Annotated in this window: 18 protein-coding genes and 1 pseudogene; 16 read left to right on the top strand and 3 right to left on the bottom strand. The window is 37.4% G+C overall.

Annotated features, from left to right (window positions below):
- Positions 1 to 97 precede the first annotated feature (97 nt).
- The 8 genes from spoIIAA to lysA all read left to right on the top strand — a co-directional run bounded on the left by spoIIAA (position 98) and on the right by lysA (position 6,330).
- On the top strand, positions 98 to 448 hold the full coding sequence (gene spoIIAA / locus ABES02_RS25690) for an anti-sigma F factor antagonist (RefSeq protein WP_430140607.1): 351 nt from the start codon (positions 98 to 100) through the stop codon (positions 446 to 448).
- The gene (gene spoIIAB, locus ABES02_RS25685; protein WP_430140606.1) at positions 449 to 889 is read left to right on the top strand and encodes an anti-sigma F factor; all 441 of its coding nucleotides are present in this window, start codon (positions 449 to 451) and stop codon (positions 887 to 889) included.
- A 12-nt stretch (positions 890 to 901) separates the two neighbouring features.
- Positions 902 to 1,660, top strand: a complete 759-nt coding sequence (gene sigF / locus ABES02_RS25680) for an RNA polymerase sporulation sigma factor SigF (RefSeq protein WP_430140605.1) — start codon at positions 902 to 904, stop codon at positions 1,658 to 1,660.
- Positions 1,661 to 1,750: 90 nt separating this feature from the next.
- Positions 1,751 to 2,371: a stage V sporulation protein AA gene (locus ABES02_RS25675; RefSeq protein WP_430140604.1), complete on the top strand. Its 621-nt coding sequence runs from the start codon at positions 1,751 to 1,753 to the stop codon at positions 2,369 to 2,371.
- Positions 2,361 to 2,786 (top strand): stage V sporulation protein AB, encoded by a 426-nt coding sequence (locus tag ABES02_RS25670; RefSeq protein WP_430140603.1) that lies wholly within the window; start codon positions 2,361 to 2,363, stop codon positions 2,784 to 2,786. The genes ABES02_RS25675 and ABES02_RS25670 overlap by 11 nt, the downstream gene beginning before the upstream one ends.
- A gap of 26 nt (positions 2,787 to 2,812) precedes the next feature.
- On the top strand, positions 2,813 to 3,388 hold the full coding sequence (locus ABES02_RS25665; RefSeq protein WP_430140602.1) for a stage V sporulation protein AE: 576 nt from the start codon (positions 2,813 to 2,815) through the stop codon (positions 3,386 to 3,388).
- Positions 3,375 to 4,865 (top strand): spore germination protein, encoded by a 1,491-nt coding sequence (locus tag ABES02_RS25660; protein WP_430140601.1) that lies wholly within the window; start codon positions 3,375 to 3,377, stop codon positions 4,863 to 4,865. The genes ABES02_RS25665 and ABES02_RS25660 overlap by 14 nt, the downstream gene beginning before the upstream one ends.
- A 160-nt stretch (positions 4,866 to 5,025) precedes the next feature.
- Positions 5,026 to 6,330, top strand: coding sequence for a diaminopimelate decarboxylase (gene lysA / locus ABES02_RS25655; protein ID WP_430140600.1), 1,305 nt, complete (start codon positions 5,026 to 5,028; stop codon positions 6,328 to 6,330).
- A gap of 40 nt (positions 6,331 to 6,370) precedes the next feature.
- Here the strand turns inward: lysA and ABES02_RS25650 are convergent, their stop codons facing one another.
- Positions 6,371 to 7,234 (bottom strand): DUF1002 domain-containing protein, encoded by an 864-nt coding sequence (locus ABES02_RS25650; RefSeq protein WP_430140599.1) that lies wholly within the window; start codon positions 7,232 to 7,234, stop codon positions 6,371 to 6,373.
- Between the two features lie 511 nt (positions 7,235 to 7,745).
- On the opposite strand from ABES02_RS25650, the pseudogene ABES02_RS25645 reads away from it, so the two are divergent.
- A pseudogene (locus ABES02_RS25645) lies at positions 7,746 to 8,097 on the top strand (GNAT family N-acetyltransferase).
- 29 nt (positions 8,098 to 8,126) lie between these two features.
- Here ABES02_RS25645 and ABES02_RS25640 read toward each other — a convergent pair.
- Both ABES02_RS25640 and ABES02_RS25635 read right to left on the bottom strand, forming a co-directional pair.
- Positions 8,127 to 8,648: a DUF309 domain-containing protein gene (locus tag ABES02_RS25640; RefSeq protein WP_430140598.1), complete on the bottom strand. Its 522-nt coding sequence runs from the start codon at positions 8,646 to 8,648 to the stop codon at positions 8,127 to 8,129.
- Between the two features lie 112 nt (positions 8,649 to 8,760).
- Complete coding sequence (locus tag ABES02_RS25635; protein ID WP_223591584.1) at positions 8,761 to 8,850, bottom strand: YjcZ family sporulation protein; 90 nt, start codon at positions 8,848 to 8,850, stop codon at positions 8,761 to 8,763.
- A gap of 189 nt (positions 8,851 to 9,039) precedes the next feature.
- Between ABES02_RS25635 and ABES02_RS25630 the strand changes: the two genes are divergently transcribed.
- The 7 genes from ABES02_RS25630 (at position 9,040) to ABES02_RS25600 (ending at position 14,336) form a co-directional block, all read left to right on the top strand.
- A complete protein-coding gene (locus ABES02_RS25630) occupies positions 9,040 to 9,810 on the top strand; it encodes a segregation/condensation protein A (protein WP_430140597.1) in 771 nt (256 codons plus the stop codon).
- Positions 9,797 to 10,384 carry an SMC-Scp complex subunit ScpB gene (gene scpB, locus ABES02_RS25625; RefSeq protein ID WP_430140596.1) on the top strand — a complete coding sequence of 196 codons (588 nt, stop codon included), beginning with the start codon at positions 9,797 to 9,799 and terminating at the stop codon, positions 10,382 to 10,384. Before ABES02_RS25630 ends, scpB begins: the two co-directional genes overlap by 14 nt.
- A gap of 159 nt (positions 10,385 to 10,543) precedes the next feature.
- The gene (locus ABES02_RS25620; protein WP_430140595.1) at positions 10,544 to 10,963 is read left to right on the top strand and encodes a hypothetical protein; all 420 of its coding nucleotides are present in this window, start codon (positions 10,544 to 10,546) and stop codon (positions 10,961 to 10,963) included.
- A 26-nt stretch (positions 10,964 to 10,989) separates the two neighbouring features.
- Positions 10,990 to 11,478, top strand: a complete 489-nt coding sequence (locus tag ABES02_RS25615; RefSeq protein ID WP_430140594.1) for a YpuI family protein — start codon at positions 10,990 to 10,992, stop codon at positions 11,476 to 11,478.
- Between the two features lie 115 nt (positions 11,479 to 11,593).
- The gene (locus ABES02_RS25610; RefSeq protein ID WP_430140593.1) at positions 11,594 to 12,484 is read left to right on the top strand and encodes a superoxide dismutase; all 891 of its coding nucleotides are present in this window, start codon (positions 11,594 to 11,596) and stop codon (positions 12,482 to 12,484) included.
- Between the two features lie 126 nt (positions 12,485 to 12,610).
- A complete protein-coding gene (locus tag ABES02_RS25605; protein ID WP_430140592.1) occupies positions 12,611 to 13,756 on the top strand; it encodes a D-alanyl-D-alanine carboxypeptidase family protein in 1,146 nt (381 codons plus the stop codon).
- Positions 13,749 to 14,336: a nucleoside recognition domain-containing protein gene (locus ABES02_RS25600; RefSeq protein WP_430140591.1), complete on the top strand. Its 588-nt coding sequence runs from the start codon at positions 13,749 to 13,751 to the stop codon at positions 14,334 to 14,336. Before ABES02_RS25605 ends, ABES02_RS25600 begins: the two co-directional genes overlap by 8 nt.
- Position 14,337 lies beyond the last annotated feature (1 nt).

The raw sequence follows: 14,337 nt of genomic DNA, 5'->3' as shown, positions 1-14,337 counted from the left end.
CTTTTGACGAATAACGACTAGTTTTGTAGTGATAGAAGGATAATGACATCAAAAAAGCGAATTGACTCACTATACCAGATTAAGGAGGCCGGGAATAGTGAGTCTTAACATTGAATTAGTGACAAAACATGACGTTCTATGCATTCGCTTAAGTGGAGAATTAGACCATCACACTGCTGATGAACTTCGTGAAAAAGCAACAGCAGCGATTGAGAAAAATGACATTCGTCATATCGTCTTGAATCTAGAACAACTCTCTTTCATGGATAGCTCGGGTTTAGGCGTTATTTTAGGAAGATATAAACAAATTAAACAGGTGCATGGTGAAATGGTCGTTTGCGCAATTTCCCCAGCAATACAAAGATTATTCGATATGTCTGGTTTATTTAAAATCATCAAATTGGAACCGACTGAGGAATTTGCATTGCAAAGATTGGGGGTTGCCTGAATGAAGAATGAAATGAATCTTGAATTCAGTGCTTTAAGTCAAAATGAATCATTTGCCCGTGTAACTGTTGCTGCTTTTATTGCTCAATTAGACCCTACTATGGATGAGTTAACTGAGATCAAAACAGTTGTTTCAGAAGCTGTGACGAATGCGATTATTCATGGTTATGAAAACGATCCAAATGGTATTGTTTACATCCGTGTATCGATTGAAGATAGTTTAATTGATATGTCCATTAGAGATGCAGGATTAGGAATTCTAGATGTGGAAGAAGCTCGTCAGCCATTATATACAACGAAGCCGGATCTAGAACGGTCCGGTATGGGTTTTACCATCATGGAGAATTTCATGGATGAGGTAGAGGTTCATTCACAACCAGGCAGCGGAACCGAAGTTAGATTACGAAAGCATTTACAATCCCGCAAAATGCTTTGCAATTAAGGAGACTTGCCGATGGATGTGGAGGTCAAGAACGATAAAAGTCAACCGTATTTAAAGGATCATGAAGTGAAAGAACTCATCAAAAAGAGCCAGGCTGGAGATCAGGAAGCAAGAGATTTAATTGTTGAAAAAAATATGCGTCTTGTCTGGTCTGTCGTCCAACGGTTTCTAAATAGAGGGTATGACCCGGATGATTTATTCCAAATTGGCTGTATCGGATTATTAAAATCAGTTGATAAGTTTGATCTTTCCTATGATGTCAAGTTTTCCACATACGCTGTCCCAATGATTATCGGTGAAATTCAACGATTTATTCGTGATGATGGAACTGTAAAGGTCAGCCGTTCACTGAAGGAAATGGGAAACAAAATCCGTAAAGCCAAGGATGAGTTATCAAAAACATTCGGAAGAGTTCCCACCGTTAATGAAATCTCTGAGTATCTTGAGCTTACGCCAGAGGATGTTATTCTTGCACAAGAGGCAAGCAGGACACCTTCCTCCATACATGAAACCGTTTATGAGAATGACGGAGATCCAATTACACTATTAGATCAAATTGATGATGGTAATGAAGGAAAATGGTTTGATAAAATTGCTTTAAAAGAAGCAATCCGTGAATTAGATGAACGGGAAAGGCTAATCGTTTATTTACGCTATTATAAGGACCAAACCCAGTCAGAGGTAGCCTCGAGACTGGGGATTTCCCAGGTTCAGGTTTCAAGATTGGAAAAAAAAATATTGCAACAAATGAAAGACCGTATGGATCTCTAATCCATACGGTTTTTTCATTTTAATACATGAAAAACCAATCATTTACTCATACTACATACACAAGGAATCAATGTGTGGGAAGTGAATGTTTTGGAAAAAACAATCTACATTCGCATGCGGAATCGCGTTCAAACAAAGCCAGAAGAAAGAGTTTTGTTAGAGGATGTCGCCCAAATTATTGCCCCAGAGGCAGAGCTTTCAAGTTTAAAAGAGCTCCTGGTCCACCAGGTCACTGAGATGGATCAGAATATTATCGTTATTGATGTTATGCAGATCATTCGGCTGATCGCACACAAGTACGGGGACATGGAGGTACAAACGATAGGGCCAGCTCAGACGATCATTGAAGTTACGAATAAAAAACAAGGAATTTCGATTCCTTTTTTTCTGCTAATATGGTTTCTATTATTTTTTGGCTCAGCGATGGCGATTATGAATTTTCATGATGACGTAAGTATGCAAAGTGTACAAGAAAAAATCTATACCATTATTACCGGGAAGAATGAAGCAAAGCCATTACTATTTCAGATTCCTTATTCTATTGGTTTGGGTCTTGGAATGATTCTCTTCTTTAATCATTTTTTCAAGAAGCGAATAAATGATGAACCAAGTCCCCTTGAAGTAGAAATGTTTAATTATCAGATGGATTTAGATAATTATGTGATTATCCATGAAAATAAAGAAAGTATGAAACGCGTTAATGACGATTAAAATTGTAGCGATCATATTTTTAGGATTAGCAAGCGGATTGGCAGTAGGGTCTGGTTTTGTAGCATTTCTTACCGTACTTGGGGTCATCCCAAGGCTTACACAATTAACCAAAACAATGAAGATGATTCAACATTATGAATGGGCGGTTGTCATTGGGGCGCTTAGCGGTGTAATGGCAAGTTTACAGGACCCGCTAATCGCTATTTCAGCTTATTTTTTGATTCCATTAGGCCTCACCGGCGGTGTGTTTGTAGGCATGCTTGCTGCCGCACTGACAGAGGTATTAAATGTTTTGCCAATCCTAGCTAAACGCATTCGGCTGGATGGAGAAATTGTCATCTTAATCATGGCAATTGTATTAGGCAAAATCTTTGGATCCATTTTTCAATGGCTTTATTTTGTACATATAAAATAAACTTCGCCATGAAAGGACATGGGTGGATGAATAATCGGAGGCGTGTCATTTTAATTACTGACGGTGATGAGTATGCAAAGAGAGCTGTAGAGCATGTAGCCAAGGAAATTGGCGGCAGGTGTATTTCCAGTTCACAAGGGAATCCGTCTAAATTAACAGGTCAAAAACTTGTCCAGTTAATAAAAAAAACTCCGCATGACCCTGTATTGGTGATGTTTGATGACAGTGGAATTGTAGGTGAAGGATATGGTGAAAACGCTTTGAAATATGTGGCACTTCATGAAGATATTGAGGTTATGGGTATTATCGCTGTGGCAGCAAAATCGCATCATGAAGAATGGACGAGAGTCGATATTAGCATTGATCGTGATGGAGAATTAACGCCATATGGTGTAGATAAATTCGGTATACCTGAACTTGAAATCGGAAGAATAAATGGAGATACCGTTTACTGCCTAGATGAATTGAATGTCCCAATAATCGTAGGAATTGGCGATATTGGTAAAATGGCCCGGCGTGACTCTTACAAAGTAGGTTCGCCTATTACGAAAAAAGCAGTAGAGCTTATACTAGAAAGGAGTGGCTTCCATGACAAGAAGTAAAGAGCATATTTGGCCGATTCCGGAATCTGTCCATGAAATTGAAAATTATATGAAACAGCGAGTTGGGCTTGGTGTCAGCTTTGATTTAGGTATACGGAAATTAACCATCCTAAAAAAAGAAGTCAATATTTATTATGTAAATGGTCTTTGTGACACAAGCTATATCATCCAACTTATAAAAGAATTAGTAGAGATTAATGATCATGAAAAAATATCCACGAACCTGTTCAAAATTATTGATAATAGGCTTATCAACCAATCTGTCGAGCGAATAAAGGATTTGGATCAATTAGTCCTAAAAGTATTATCAGGTCTAATTGTTGTGGTAATGGATGGTGAAGATACCGCCTTTGCTATTGATGTAAGAAGCTATCCTGGGCGTTCACCTCAAGAACCAGATACAGAAAAGGTAGTAAGAGGATCACGGGATGGTTTAGTAGAAAATATCATTCTCAATACTGCTTTAATTAGAAGGAGAATTCGGGATGAACGGCTTCGCTTTGAAATGTTAAAGGTAGGAGAGCGTTCAAGAACCGATGTATCTTTAGGTTATTTAGAGGATGTGGCCGACCCGGATTTAATTAATATAATCCGAAAAGAATTAAATGCTATTGCCACGGATGGAATTCCAATGGCAGATAAAACAATTGAAGAATTCTTAGTAAAACAAGGGTTCAATCCATTTCCGCTTGTAAGGTATACAGAGCGTGCGGATGTGGCCGCTACCCATATCCTCGAGGGACATGTAATTATATTAGTAGACACCTCGCCAAGCGTAATTATTACACCAACGACTTACTTTCATCATGTTCAGCATGCGGAAGAATTCAGGGAATCACCAGCAATGGGAACGTTTATGCGCTTTGCTCGATTTCTAGGTGTTTTAACATCTATATTACTACTTCCGTTATGGTTGTTATTCGTATTGGAACCATCATTATTACCTGAAAAGCTATCATTTATTGGACCGAATGAACAGACCAATATTCCAATTATCGTTCAAATATTTTTAGCAGATTTTGGTCTGGAATTTTTGAGATTGGCTGCCATTCATACACCAACACCGCTTTCAACAGCAATGGGCTTAATTGCAGCTGTATTGATTGGGCAAATTGCCATTAGTGTAGGTCTATTTGTTCCTGAGGTAATTTTGTATGTGGCTGTAGCTGGTATTGGATCTTTTACAACCCCAAGTTACGAGTTAAGTATAGCAAACAAAATGGGTAGATTAACCTTGTTACTTCTTGTCGCAATATTCCATACGCCAGGTTTTGTAATCGGGACTACCTTATTATTTCTTTTTATAGTAAAAACCCGTGCCCTAAATACACCATACTTTTGGCCTTTTCTTCCGTTTGAGCCTAAAGGATTTGCGCAAATTATTTTTAGAAGGGCTATACCAGGGTCAATCCTTAGACCAAGTATTGTCCACCCAAGGAATCGTTACCGTCAGCCGCCGAAAGCAAATGAGAAATGATTGCGGAAATTTCTCTGTTGTGCTAAAGTATTTTTAATTAAATAAAGGTTTGAAATGTTAAAAAATAGGCAGTTTCTATGCAGATTCTGTCTATTTATTTATTATCTTTTATGATTGTCTACATAAAATGTAGTGAGTCCTTATGGAGAGAGGGAAGGGAATGTATTTTTACGGTACAACAGGAGTCAATAAAAAGGGACATTTAGAAATAGGCGGGGTGGATGCCGTCGAGCTTGTACAGCAATTTGGGACACCGCTATACGTTTATGATGTGGCTTTAATGAGAGAACGGGCGCGGGGATTTAAGCAAACGTTTGAGGAGCAGCAAGTAAAGGCTCAAGTTGCTTATGCCAGCAAAGCCTTTTCGACAGTTGCCATGGTTCAGCTTGCCGAGGAAGAAGGTTTATCACTAGATGTTGTCTCTGGTGGAGAATTATATACGGCGATTGCCGCTGGATTTCCGGTTGAGCGAATTCATTTTCATGGAAATAATAAAAGCAGGGAAGAATTAGAAATGGCATTGGAGCACGGAATTGGCTGCACTGTTATTGATAATTTTTTTGAAATGGATTTATTAAAATCCATCTGTTTAGAGAAAAAGACAAATGTAAATATATTATTAAGAATTACTCCTGGTATTGAAGCCCATACTCACGACTATATCTTAACTGGTCAGGAGGATTCAAAATTTGGATTTGATTTACAAAATGGACAAGCGGAAGAGGCATTAGCATTCGCGCTTCAATTTGAACAATTTAAAGTCCTTGGACTTCATTGCCATATAGGGTCGCAAATTTTTGAAACAACTGGATTTTTATTAGCAGCAAAGAAAATTGTTGAAAAGATGGCCGAGTGGAAAAACAAGCTATCTTTTGAAGCAGAGGTTTTAAATCTAGGCGGAGGCTTTGGAATACGTTATACAAAAGAGGATGAACCAATCCCTCCATCCCAATATGTAAGTGAAATTATTAAGGAAGTAAAAAAGTTAACAATACAATATTCACTTGATATGCCCGAAATTTGGATTGAACCAGGCCGCTCGCTCGTTGGCGATGCAGGCATTACCCTATATAAAGTAGGATCTTCAAAAGAAGTTCCTGGAGTCAGAAAATATTTAGCGGTTGATGGCGGAATGAGCGATAATATTCGTCCTGCTCTTTACCATGCTAAATATGAAGCAGTTCTGGCCAATAAACCATTAGCACAAGCAAATGAAACAGTTTCAATTGCTGGAAAGTGCTGCGAGTCCGGTGATATGTTGATTTGGGATTTACCTTTACCAAAAGCAGGTGATGAGGATATTCTTGCAGTATTCTGTACGGGTGCATACGGCTATTCGATGTCAAACAACTATAATCGCATACCGCGCCCAGCAGTCGTTTTTGTTGAAAACGGGACCGCTACATTGGTTGTAAAAAGAGAAACATATGAGGATTTAATTAGGTATGATTTACCATTAAAATAGGAAAAAGCTGCCGCACACGCGGCAGCTTTTTTCAATATGACTAAGAGAAAAGAGATTTAATCGCATCAATGAGTGATATGAAAAATTGTTTTAATTTTTCTAAAAAGCTTTGACCTTCCTCAGATTGAAGAAATTTGGAAATACGGTCTTTTGCTTTATTTAGCTGATCGCTGACTTGATTCCAGTCAATGTCTAACCCTTTTAGCTTATTAAATAGGTCCATCAAACGTTGCATTTGTTCATCAGTAAGAGTAATGTTTAACTCTTTCGCCGCTTGCTCAATAATGCTTCGCAATTCTGCGTCATTTTTCGGCTTATTTTTGGCTATTTCCTCTTTTACTTTTGCAATTAGTGCTGCAGCATTCTTTTCACCTATAGCATCTCCGAGTTTAGCGGTTTCGACCATTTCCTGATTGGCAGCCTGTTTAACTTCCTCTGGAATTGCTTTATCAGCCGAAATTTCGTAGGCCTTAATAATTCCAGTTAAAGCGGCAGTACCTGATACAGATATCGGTGCGGTTATATAAATGCTGGCATCCTTGACACCTGCTGTGATGAGGGCGTTGACATACATTTCATCTGTAACCCAATTTATATTCTTAGTTTTAACCGTTATTCCCGAACCCTTTGCTCCCATCGTAATGGAAGAGGAGGAGATTGCTTTAGTCCCGATGAGAGATTTGGCAACATATTTTCCTAAGTATTGATGCTCTTCCTGATTTGAAACAGTCACAATTTGAACATTCTCTGGCGCACCCATTTCCGATAAGAGAGCATTTTTTTGTTCTGCCGTTAAATTTTCACCTAATGTTACAATCATATCTCCTTCAGCCATATCCGCAAAGCCCTGGATAGGGAATGTGAACAAGAAAGCAGTCATTAGGAGAATTAGAATTTTTTTCATTGTGGTCCTCCTTGAACTTTTACTTACTTTTAGAATTGTCCAGCTACAACGCCTAGCGACTAGTGTACGTCGCTAAACAGGCGCTTTCGCTTTTCTAATAATATAACCGATTCTATACATATTAACGAAAAAAACAAGTTAGAAGTTTCATAGAACACAAATTTATTAATAGAGGAAATGGATTATTTTTGTCAAATAGTGTAGAATGAAGGTCGAGCAAGCACGCTTTGGAGGATAGTTTTTATGAAAAAAAGCAATTGGTTATTATTTGGTATTCTTATTGGTCTTTCAATTATTTGGGGAATAGTCTATTGGCATTTTATTGGACCAAAGCAATAGTAATTTTTAGCATTGATGATTGTCCTATAATTATGTATGATTGTGGTTAGTGAAACATTATAATTTCAAATACATATAATGAATACATGTTTATTATTGATTTATTAGGAAAAAATATACTATTGCTAAACCAAAGATTTCATCGGTTTATATAATATAATGAGGGATCTAAATGTTAATTCGATATAAGAAAACATTCGAAAAAATTGCCATGGGTTTATTGTCTTTTATGCCAAATGAAAAGGACTTAAAAAAAACTCCAGCAAACGATGAAGGAATATGAAACTGAAGAGAATTGGCAGTTGTTTTTATGGAAAGAAGAAGATATTATTGGTCTTCTCGGTGTTTTATATCATCATGATACAAATGCTCTCGAAATTCAGCATATTTCCGTAAATCCCTCCCATCGCTTTCAAGGGATTGGTAAAAGGATGGTTCAAGCTCTCCGAGAAATGTATGCAGATAAAGACATTATCGCAAATGAAGATACAGCACCATTTATCGAAAAATGTAACTTTTGCTAAATTTACAAAAAATAAGGCAGCGAGTATATTCATTCGCTGCCTTTTCGCATCTTTAAAGACTGAATTCTTTCTTCAATGACTTCTGTTCTATCTCTCAATGTATGACGGTCAACGAGACTTCTATTCGTCAGGTCACTTTTTTGACCCCATTCATAACCATGGTGCTCACAAAATGATTTGCCCAATTTTAGTAAGAAGGGGTCACAGATCGGCAAATTAAAACTCTGATAGACTTCTCCCTTTTCTATAAGTGATAACCGATCATTTAATAAAATCTGAAAAGGTAGATGGTCCAGTCCTAGGCTGATCACCTCTGCTTCTTGTATCCTTAATATCCTTATCGCTTTTTCTAATGTTCTTTTTGCACCGTTATAATTTCCCCGTCGATGATGGTAGGCAGACACAGCTACTTGAATGAGACCGACCCAAATGGAATCTTTGTTACTCGGGTCAGTTTTTTTCCAATAGTCTTCAAGAATTTCATGGCACTCAAAATAATCCCTGTCACCATGAAAATGTGCTAAAAATTGAATATATTCATTCGGGTACAATAGATCACCTCTAACCCTAAAAAGATATATGTATAGTTTATCATATCTTGAATAAAAAGCTCGTCAACAATGACGAGCTTTCTAGTTCTAATCCATCATGTAATGTTGACGCTTAATAAATCCAGGAAGCACCAACGATAATTAATAAAATGAATAGAACTACTATTAAAGCAAATCCGGCACCATATCCGCCATCAGCCATATTAAATACCTCCTAAACAAGTTTTTGTTCTTTTCCTTGTCATCATATGTAGGGGATTTGTCCATTGTTTGGGCAAACATCATGGATTCCTAATAAAGCTGTTTATGTTTTGATTTTTCTATTGGATAACCTTAATTGAATCCTCTATACTATTAATAGTCTAAGTTAAAAGAATTTTGGTGAGATACGATGCCATATCAGGTGAAAATTGATGCATTTGAAGGTCCATTAGATTTACTCCTTCATTTAATTAATCGGCTCGAAATTGATATATACGATATTCCAGTTGCCGAAATAACAGAGCAATATTTGTTATATATTAGAACGATGAATGAGTTAAAACTGGACGTTGCCAGCGAATATTTAGTAATTGCAGCAACTTTACTGGAAATAAAGAGTAAAATGCTGCTGCCAAAGCATGAAGAAGAATTAAATGAAGTTGACGCTGAGTTTTCCTATGAGGAAGACCCACGGGATGAACTTGTTGAACGTTTAATTGAGTATCGAAAATATAAAGAGGCTGCTCATGATTTAAAATCACTGGAGGAGGAACGCGGCCTTATGTATACAAAGCCTCCCAGTGATCTGTCCGATTTTGTAAAGGATATACGTCCTGAAAAGACAGAGTTAAATGTCTCTTTATATGACATGTTAGCAGCTTTTCAAAAATTACTAAGAAGGAAAAAGCTTCAACGTCCAATGGCGACAAAAATTGCCCGCCAAGAAATATCGATTGAAAAAAGAATGACAGAAATTTTGAGTGAATTAAAGCAGCTTAAGGGAAGGAAGAATTTTAACGAATTATTTCCTTATCCGGCCAAAGACCATATTGTTGTTACTTTTTTAGCCATATTGGAGCTAATAAAGAGAAAAGAAATTGACGTAGATCAGCAAGAAAATTTCGGTGATATCTTTGTAGAGGCGGTAAAGAAAGGAGAAAATGTGGTTGGAAATTATTAATTGGAACAGTATTCTTGAAAGCCTTTTGTTTGCAGCAGGAGATGAAGGTCTTTCCCTTAAACAATTAGCGGAAGTCTTAGAAGTGGATGCAACAAAGGCAAATGAGATCATCGAAGAATTAAAACGGGAATACGAAGAGAATGAAAAAAGAGGTTTGATCATCGTTCAACTCGCTGGAACCTATCAGTTAGCGACGAAGAAAGAAAATGCACCATTTTTAAAAATGCTGGTGGATTCCCCGAATACTTCGACACTTTCTCAGGCAGCGCTTGAGACGCTTGCAATTATTGCATATAAGCAGCCCATCACCCGAGCGGAAATTGAGGAAATTCGCGGCGTGAAAACGGAAAGGCCGCTTTATACACTAATGTCCAAAGTATTAATCAAAGAAGTAGGCCGTGCGGAAGGAACTGGAAGAGCTTATTTATATGGAACAACGAAAGAATTCCTAGATTATTTTGGATTAAAAAATCTTGAAGAACTACCGCAGCTTCCTGAAAAAGTAGAGGAAGAATTCATTCAGGAAGAAGCAGATTTATTTTTTGAGAAATTTCAAGAAACAATTAACTCCTAAAATACAATCAATTATATGAATTTATGCTAAAATAAATATATGTTCTGAAATTTTAGGCTTTGTTAAAAGATATTGTTATTTTAAACTCAGTTGATTGGAGTGAAAATCAACAGCCTAATTTTTTAATGGTTATGCAATTCGATAAGGAGCGGGATTAAGTTGCTAATTAAAGAATGTAAAGGGTTTGAATTAGAAAAAGAAAAATCAAATACCTCAGAGGATTTTTTTAACAGAAGTGAAGTCACGTTTATTGAAAATGGAGAAGAAAAGACACTCCACGTTCTGTATGTAAGGTATTTTGATGAGATCCTCCAAGAATTTACACCGTATTCGCAGGATCCAATTTTAGCAGACCAAGGCCTTGATGTTACATTTAAAGATATTGTTGCCCTGGTATGTTTATTGAAGAATCCTGGCTTACGCGGGCGAAAACGTCTTTACATTAATTCAAAGCATGATTTTGCCGCTTATTTTCAAGATATTGATTTTAGTAAATTACCAGAAGTATTTCAGTCTCTAAAGCAAAAGAACAGCTATGAGCTCCGCTCTCCGCTTGAGTTTATATTACAGCCTAAATAAATGCTATCCATTCCAAGGGGGTAAATATGGGAAATTCATTGGTAAAATCACAGCTTAATGACGTGAAAGGTTTTTTAACTAAGACCATTACAACATTAGAGGATTTCTTAAATGAAACGACAATTAAAGGATTAAATCTTGAAAATGAAGAAGATGTTACTTATAATAAATTAATCTTCTCAAACCTAAGAAAACTAGCTGTATACAGCGAAGAAGGGCTAGATGCATGCTCTGTCATCATGCAAAGTGAACCTTTCCAAAAAGCTGCAGCCGAAAAAACATTATATAAGATTTACCATAATTGCATTGAAGAGTTCTTCGCACCAAAGAACGATGCATGGTTCGAGAATAGTAGATCTGCCTACACTGGCAGGAACTCCATTAAGTTTTATCGGAATGTGCCTGAGGAAATAAGTCAACTTGTTAAAAGCCTTGAAGGCGAATTTCAGCGTATTAGAGAAGAACTTGAATACTATGAAACAGACTACCGAACAAAAATGATTCAATCTAAATAAGCTTAGAAAAAGGCTGCCATTGGTTTACTACCAATGGCAGCCTTTTTCAGTTCTTTATCAACATGGAATTTCATAATAATTAGGTAGATTCACAGCGAAAATAGGAGAGGATGACATGGACCGTTTTAGACATTATGTGAATGAATTATTTGAATGGAATGAACAAATGAAACAATTTCTTCGTTCAGAAAAAGTAGGAGATAACACAGAGTTGTGGGAGCAGCTTGATGCGTTTACCGATTTAATCGAGGGTACGAACAAACAGCTTTCAAATGAAGAACTTCTTTCTCTTCAAACCAAAGCTGAGAACATCCATGAACAAATGGAAAACTATTTTAAAAGAAAACAAGAAGTCGGCAAGATTTGGGTAGTAGAAAAGACGGTACCTGCGGGGGGGCATACTTTACCAGAGCTTCCCTATGCTTATAATGCATTAGAGCCTTTTATTTCAGAGGAAATTATGAGGCTGCACCACGATAAGCACCACCGCTCCTATGTTGACGGATTAAATAAAGCCGAACTGAATCTAAAAAAGGCCAGGGAGACCAATGATTTTTCACTAATTAAGCATTGGTCAAGGGAGCTTGCTTTTCATGGATCAGGCCATTACCTTCATACAATATTTTGGAAAAATATGAGCCAAAATGGGGGAGGAACTCCGCACGGTCTTTTAAAAAGTGAAATTGAAAAATATTTTGGCAGTTTCCCAGCCTTTAAAAATCAGTTCACCGAAGCGGCAAAACAGGTAGAAGGAGTCGGCTGGGCATTGTTGGTTTGGTCACCTAGAGCCAGGCATTTGGAAGTTTTACAATCTGAACGGCATATGCTGTTAACTCAATGGGATACAATTCCGCTTCTTGTTTTAGATGTATGGGAGCATGCTTATTATCTTCAATACAAGAACAAACGAGCCGACTACGTGGATAATTGGTGGAATATAGTGAATTGGCATGATGTAGAGATGAGATTTGAAAAAGCGGCGGATATAAAATGGCCTGCTTTTTAAGGTTTAAGCTTAGCGAAAAGGCAATCTACCGTTTTGGCAGATTGCTTTTTCTATGGTAATAGTCATAACAGTCCTTGTCCTGCATAAACTTGTACAAGTAAATATAGAAGGGACGAGGTAAATCTAATGAGAATGATTTTGAAGCTGGTCATTTTTTCCCTCATGGTCTCACTAATCGCTGCTAACATTCCTCAAAAGGTGGATGCTTCCCTTGGAGTAAGTGCCGCTAGTGCTGTCCTCATAGAGCAGAAGACCGGTCGAGTCCTGTATGAAAAAGAAGCGCATACAAAAAGAAGAATTGCTAGTATTACGAAAATAATGACAGCAGTTCTTGCGATTGAATCGGGAAAAATGGACAACTATGTTAAAGTGAGCGAACAAGCGACTCGCGCCGAAGGGTCATCGGTTTATTTAAAACCTGGAGAAAAAATAAAATTGAAGGACTTAGTGTACGGATTAATGCTAAGGTCTGGAAATGATACGGCTGTTGCCATCGCCGAATATGTGGGTGGCAGTGTTGATGGTTTTGTCTATTTAATGAATCAAAGGGCTAGGGAAATCGGAATGTATGATACACATTTTGCCAATCCACATGGTCTAGATGATCATGAAGATCATTATTCCACTGCCTATGATATGGCGATTTTAATGCGATATGCAATGCAGGATAAAACTTTTGCAAAAATTTCTGGTACAAAAGTCCATCGAGCCCCAAATCCAACTGAAGATTGGGATCGTGTCTGGAAGAACAAAAATCGCTTACTAACAAAATATAAATATACTACCGGAGGTAAAACGGGATATACCAAGAGAGCCAAAAGAACGCTCGTCACTACGGCAACAAAAGGTGATATGAGTTTAGTAGCGGTTACATTAAATGATTCGAATGATTGGGATGATCACATATCCATGTACGAAGATGGGTTTAAAAACTATGATATGGCCGAGGTTGTAGAAAAAGGACAAGTGAATATAAAAACAAATAAATTCTATAAGAATCATTTGTATGTCAAAAAATCTATTGTCTATCCAGCTACGAATGAAGAAATGGGCTTATTTTCAGTTAAATACAAATTGAACAAGCCGGAGAAAAAATGGAACGATGGAAAAAAAACCGAAAAAATAGTCGGTAAAGCAGCAGTTTACTTGGATGGAAGAGTCGTTACCGAAACGCCCATTTACTATCAAAATGTAAAAGAAGAGAAGGAAGGGTTAATTGATTATGTAAAGGAAATTTTCCTTTCAGTTATTGGTGTGAACGTAAATGGTTAATTATATATGGGTTTTCATAACAATTATTGGGATCATTTTTGGGATGATTAACGGGACGATGGAAGAAGTAAACAAGGCAATTTTTGATGGAGCAAAAGAGGCTGTGACACTCTGTATCGGACTGATTAGTGTTCTTGTCTTTTGGCTTGGGATGATGCGGATTGCGGAGGAATCGGGACTACTTGAACGGCTGTCTAAACTTTTTAGGCCATTGGTAAAAGTCTTATTTCCTGAAGTTCCAACCAATCATCCAGCGATGGGATATATATTATCCAACATGATATCTAATATGTTTGGATTGGGAAATGCTGCTACACCACTTGGTATTAAGGCGATGGAAGAATTAAAAAAATTAAATGATGGAAAAAATATTGCGAGCCGGTCTATGATCACCTTTCTGGCAATCAATACGGCGAGCATTACAATTATCCCAACAACTGTCATTGCAATCAGGATGAATTATCGGTCGGTATCCCCCACCGAAATCGTGGTTCCAACTATTATAGCTACCATTCTCTCAGCAATCGGGGCCATACTCATAGACCGATATTTTTATTATCGCAGAAGCCGAAAAGGGTGAA

Origin of the sequence: Neobacillus pocheonensis (genome assembly GCF_050477905.1) — a bacterium.
Taxonomy (GTDB): Bacteria; Bacillota; Bacilli; order Bacillales; family Cytobacillaceae; genus Neobacillus; species Neobacillus pocheonensis_A.
The sequence above is the reverse complement of the archived record's forward strand: the minus strand, read 5'-3'. Positions and strand labels throughout refer to the sequence as shown.